5 protein-coding genes are annotated in these 4,759 nt (G+C 59.0%); 2 read left to right on the top strand and 3 right to left on the bottom strand.

Annotated features, from left to right (window positions below):
- Both H926_RS27845 and H926_RS31865 read left to right on the top strand, forming a co-directional pair.
- Positions 1–427, top strand: a 427-nt coding sequence (locus H926_RS27845; RefSeq protein WP_022677033.1) for an energy transducer TonB, incomplete at its 5' end; no start/stop codon positions are given.
- A 292-nt stretch (positions 428–719) separates the two neighbouring features.
- Positions 720–2,015 carry a PD-(D/E)XK nuclease family protein gene (locus tag H926_RS31865; RefSeq protein WP_082209185.1) on the top strand — a complete coding sequence of 432 codons (1,296 nt, stop codon included), beginning with the start codon at positions 720–722 and terminating at the stop codon, positions 2,013–2,015.
- A 176-nt stretch (positions 2,016–2,191) separates the two neighbouring features.
- Here the strand turns inward: H926_RS31865 and H926_RS0114910 are convergent, their stop codons facing one another.
- From H926_RS0114910 to H926_RS31860, 3 genes are all read right to left on the bottom strand, one after another.
- Positions 2,192–3,001, bottom strand: coding sequence for an outer membrane protein assembly factor BamD (locus H926_RS0114910; RefSeq protein WP_022677032.1), 810 nt, complete (start codon positions 2,999–3,001; stop codon positions 2,192–2,194).
- A 200-nt stretch (positions 3,002–3,201) separates the two neighbouring features.
- Positions 3,202–3,642 (bottom strand): Rrf2 family transcriptional regulator, encoded by a 441-nt coding sequence (locus H926_RS0114905; RefSeq protein ID WP_022677031.1) that lies wholly within the window; start codon positions 3,640–3,642, stop codon positions 3,202–3,204.
- Positions 3,643–3,744: 102 nt separating this feature from the next.
- The coding region (locus H926_RS31860; protein WP_237741057.1) for a carboxylesterase family protein at positions 3,745–4,759 on the bottom strand (1,015 nt) is incomplete at its 5' end.

The raw sequence follows: 4,759 nt of genomic DNA, 5'->3' as shown, positions 1-4,759 counted from the left end.
CCCGCAAGTGGCGCTCGGCACGCAAAGCCACAACGGCGCCGCGCCCACGCCCGGCCCCGGCAGCGGCGCTGGTGGCATCGGCAATGGCACCGGCTCGGGCGCCAGCGGAAACGGTGACGGCGCTGGCGGCAGCGACCCAGAATGGACCGGCGGCAAGATCAAATCGTCAGACTATCCCCTCGCGGCGCGCGAAGCGCACGCCCAGGGCACCACCTCCGTCACCATCGCGGTAACCCCACAAGGCCGCCCCAGCGCCTGCCACATCACCCAATCGAGCCACAACGCCGCGCTCGACACCACCACCTGCGCCCTCGTGCTGCAGCGCTTCCGCTTCCGCCCGGCGCGGGATGCTGCGGGGTATGCGGTGGCGGGAGAGGTGGATTATGATCAGGAGTGGACGATGGGGATGATGACGGACGGGGGGTGAGTGGCTGCGTGCGGGAGCGACTACTGCGGGACAGGAACAACAAAAACAGTCTTGTCCATGATAAAAATTAGTCCGATCTTCAATCATTTATTATTAGCAAACGCGCCCCAAGTTGCCCGCGGCTGCGGATCACGCCGAATGGTAGACAAAGCGGCGCACCTATGGTTATTTTCCGACATCCAGACTTGTGCATATCATCAACGAAATTAAATATCATGCGCCGGGAATTGCGCATGTCAACTAATCAAGATTTTCGGCCTACCCTCTGCAAGAATCTCGGAAATCCTAAGCTATGTCGGAACAACGCCTCCCTGTCGACCTCCTTCGCAAATTCGAAAAAAAGCTTCCTATACTCGAAGCAGAGAGACGCACGGCAGAACGCCACAGCGCGCCCAGACTCAATGCTTTCTCAATTCTGGGACCTGACGAGCGGCGCATAACATCGGTCCTATCAAACCTTCTCGACCCGTCAGGCCATCATGGGCAAGGCACTCTCTTTCTTAATTGCTTCTTGAGAGCCGTGGGCTTACCGGAAGTTGCCACTTTTCCAGAAAAAGTCTCCATAACGGTTGACGCCTTTACTGACAAAGGACGAATGATCGATCTTTTAATTGAAACCCCAAATGCATTAATGGGCGTAGAAGTAAAAATTTTTGCCAATCAATCGAAAAATCAACTGAGCGATTATTCAGATTATATAGAGGAAATGTCAAGACAGATACTAAAGCGACATGGCACGCGCCAAATGCCATGGAAGCTAGTTTTTCTTGCAGAGCAGGCGCCAGAAACCGCACAGTCGACCGTTATTCGCATGCCATGGGCGCGTCGCGAAGATGTTGAAGAAGAGGGTGTTTGGGCCGCACCGTTTAGAGATATAATCGAGCAGGCGATGCCACATATAAAAGCTATGCGAACTCGATCACTGCTAGATGATTTCCTAAATTGGATCGATCAAACCTTTGGGAATAGTTCAATGAGCGATGATCAATTCGAAGGGTATGCACAGGAAATTTCGCAAAATTTCGGCGATCCCACGCTCCGACGGGCACTCGGTATGTTCATGCTCAACAAAGCGCACCAGCATCTGCACCGACTGGCAATCGAAGCAATCGAAAAAGCGATCTTAGATGCCCTCAAAAAGAACTGGCCAGATTTACAGATCGAGCCTGGCTCAACTTCACTTTATGAAAGACTTATCGGGCAGCATTGCGAATGGGCATTGCGCCGTCCTAATTGGCCGAAAGGAGCGGCCATTGCCTTACAGAACGACGTCAGAAAACCATTCGGTCATGTTTTTTTCGGATTACGCGCTCTAAAAGCTAACAACTTTGAAGCTAAAAACTATGCCCACATGGTTTGTGTGGAACGCTATATAATAGATGAAATTGTAACACCAGAATTACCTCGTGGCGAAACTCATCCATGGTGGGCATGGTGTATCAATAGCAAAAATACACTATGGGACACACAATTTTCCGCTCGCTTAATGATCGAATCACCAGATGGTGATATTTCTCAGCATCCAGACGTTGAATTCATTATTAATCATCTTTTGCTCATTTGTAAAAAGATGGAGCTGCTATCCTGAGCTTGAAACCCTGAGTTTCAGGATGGCATGACATAAAGGCCAATTTGAACGAAGGATCGCTTTCAGCGATAGCGCGTGTGGTCACGAACGGCCGGATCAGCAGCACCACCCTAACCCCACCACAAAAAAGGCGCCCCGCAGGCGCCCTTCTGTAACTTCGCAATCTGCACCCCAAATCACACCGCGCTGATATCGTCGCCCTTGGCGTTCATCAGCTTGAAGGCGCGCTTGTACCATTCGCTGCCGGGATAGTTGGCGCCCAGCACGGCGGCGGTCTTCTGGGCTTCGTCCCGGATGCCCAGGGCCAAGTAGCATTCGACCAGGCGGAACAGTGCCTCGGGCGTGTGGCTGGTGGTCTGGTACTTGTCGATCACCACGCGGAAGCGCAGCGTGCCGGCCAGCCACTTGCCGCTCTTTTCGTAAAAGCGGCCCACTTCCATTTCCTTGCCGGCCAGGTGGTCGTTCACCAGGTCAAGCTTGAGGCGGGCGTCGGTGGCATAGTCGGTGTTGGGATAGCGGCGGATCACTTCGGTCAGCGCGGTCAGCGCCTGCTGGGTGATCTTCTGGTCGCGCGTGACGTCGCTGATCTGCTCGTAATAGCACAGCGCCACCAGGTAATAGGCATAGGGCGCGTCCTTGTTGCCGGGGTGGATCGACAGAAAGCGCTGTGCGGTCTGCACCGACTTGGCATAGTCGCGCGCCACGTAATAGCTGAACGCACCCATCAGCTGCGCACGGCGGGCCCAGGGCGAATAGGGGTGCTGGCGCTCCACTTCGTCGAACAGCGCGGCGGCCTGCTTGGCGTCGCCCTTGTCCAGCCGGTCCTTGGCCGTCATGTAGAGCGTGTCCACGTCGCGGGCGACATAGGCCACGTCCTTCTTGGCCTTGCCCCCACCCGCACACCCAGCGGTCAGGCCCATGGCAACAGTGGCGGCGGCAAGAACGGCGATGCGCAGCGGGCTGCGGCCAGAAGCAGGAAGGGTCATGCGCCGTCCTATAGCCAGCGGCTTGGCACTCGCCAAGCGAAGGTTGCGCGACCCCCGCAAAAGTTGCGGTTGATTGCATTTTTCCGGGAATGCCCCGATCGTTCGTCATCCTGGGCTGGACCCGGAATCCCGCTTTTTCTGGACGGTGCATCTGCAGCGGGACCCCGGATCACGTCCGGGGTGACGAGAACCGATGAGGATTAGACCGCGGTCTCTTCGAACGGCGGGACCAGCGTGATCGCGTCGGCCAGGGTCACCTTGTCCAGCATGTCTGCCATTTCATCGCGCAGGCGGATCATCAGCCCGCGCAGGCGGCAGTCGGCCTCGGGCAGGCAGTTGGCGCAGTGTTCGTGGGCGTTGCGGCTGGCGCAGGGCACCAGGGCCAGGCTGCCGCGCGTCAGGCGGATGATGTCGCCATAGCGGATGTCCACCGGGGGCAGCGCCAGTTCATAGCCGCCGTCGCGACCGCGCTGGGACACCACCACGCCTTCGCGGGCCATTTCCGACAGGATCACGGTCAGGAATTTGCGCGGGATGTTCTGCGCCTCGGCAATCGCGTCAAGCCGCACCGGGCCTTGTCCAAACGTGTCGGACAGATGCTGCAGGGCACGGATCGTATAACGCGTTTTTTGCGAGAGCATGGGAAATACAAAAAGCCGGTTGCGCGCGAATGTCAACGCCAACGCTTGAATATCCCGGTGCAATGCGGCGATTGCCCGCGGCATTGCACCGGGATCGGTATCTTATGGCTTGATCCGCTGCTCCACGAAATCGATCCGCGCGCGATAGGGATCTTCCACCTGCGTGGCGCCTGCTGCGGTGATCAGGTGGACGGTCGTGTCGGTGGGCGTCACCTTGGGCCAGGGTGCCAGGCCGGGCAGGCCATCGGGGCGCCCGGTCTTGGCAAACGCCACCCACATCTTGTGCGTCAGATCGGCCACGGGCTGTTCGGCGGCGATGGCCCTGGGCGTGGTGCGCCCGGCCAGGCTGTCAAACACATAGGGCAGTTCCGAGGCATGCGGCGCGCCGCCCATCTTTCCGAGCGGCTCGGGATGGGCATAGGCAAAGCGATAGAGATAGACCGGCTGACGCGGGGCCAGCGTGCGCGCGATGGTGCGCGCCGGCTCGATGAACATGCGATCGGCGCTGGTCATCGTGCCCACGATCAGGCCGCTGGTCGTGCCCTGGGGATCATAGAGCGCGCGCGCTTTGTCGGCATCGGCGCCATAGGTGGCAAAGATAGCGGCCTTGTCGGTCGTCATCGGGAAACCATCGGCCGAATTGGCGCCGATCATCACCGGCACGGGCGCATCGATGCCGGCGGCGGCGGCATCGTTGGACGCGCCCACGATCGTTTGCCCATCCACCATCGGCCCGGAATAGCCGGTCTGCGCCATGGTCATCATGCTGAGGTTGCCGGTCACCTTTTCCTCAGGCAGCGCGCGCAGGGCGGCGGCATCGAGGCCGGGGGCAAAATCGGCGCCGATCTTGGCCGCGCGGGCCATCGTCGGCATCGGCAAGGTGCCATCGCGCCCACCGCCGGATTCGATGATCGCGCGGGCAAACAGCCCGCGTGCCAGCGGCGATTGCAGCAGCATGTGCATGCTCATCCCGCCCGCGCTTTCGCCGAACACGGTCACGTTGGCCGGATCGCCACCAAAGGCCGCGACATTGGCCTGCACCCACTTGAGCGCGGCGATCTGATCGAGGAAGCCGAAGTTGCCACCCAGCCCTTCATCCTTGAGCGCGGGATGGGCA

Origin of the sequence: Novosphingobium sp. B-7 (assembly GCF_000410615.1) — a bacterium.
GTDB lineage: Bacteria > Pseudomonadota > Alphaproteobacteria > Sphingomonadales > Sphingomonadaceae > Novosphingobium > Novosphingobium capsulatum.
This window is presented reverse-complemented; position numbering and strand designations above follow the sequence as displayed.

Excerpts from the sequence above, each read along its gene's own strand:
- H926_RS31865 (WP_082209185.1), top strand. The coding sequence starts at position 720 with ATGTCGGAACAACGCCTCCCTGTCGACCTCCTTCGCAAATTCGAAAAA.
- H926_RS0114910 (WP_022677032.1), bottom strand. The coding sequence starts at position 3,001 with ATGACCCTTCCTGCTTCTGGCCGCAGCCCGCTGCGCATCGCCGTTCTT.
- H926_RS0114905 (WP_022677031.1), bottom strand. The coding sequence starts at position 3,642 with ATGCTCTCGCAAAAAACGCGTTATACGATCCGTGCCCTGCAGCATCTG.